At 47.1% G+C, this 297-nt stretch carries 1 protein-coding gene; it reads left to right on the forward strand.

Annotated features, from left to right (window positions below; translation table 11 throughout):
* Positions 1-99: 99 nt before the first annotated feature.
* Positions 100-297, forward strand: a 198-nt coding sequence (locus FS628_RS32185; protein WP_222125326.1) for a hypothetical protein, incomplete at its 3' end; no start/stop codon positions are given.

Genomic DNA, 297 nt, shown 5'->3' on the forward strand with positions numbered 1-297 from the left:
TGGGATTGTGAGAGTGGGAGTAGGCGATGTAGGAGATGGAGGAGGAGAAGAGGTGGTGGGGGGGGAATGGGGAGGTGTTGAAAGGTGGATGGTGTTTGAATGGTAGTTGGGGATGGAAAGGGGATCATGAGTTGGGGAAAAGGTTTTTGGGGGAGGGGAATGGTAATTTGCGGAATTTTGGGTGATAACTCTTTGATTGAAAATGGAATAGAGACATGGGTGTTAGGGATGGGTTTGATATATGGGAAGAATACGAGGATGGGTGGAGCAATAGGTATAAGGAGGGATAGTATTAGA

This window comes from Paenibacillus xylanexedens (assembly GCF_007676705.1).
Classification (GTDB): Bacteria; Bacillota; Bacilli; order Paenibacillales; family Paenibacillaceae; genus Paenibacillus; species Paenibacillus xylanexedens_C.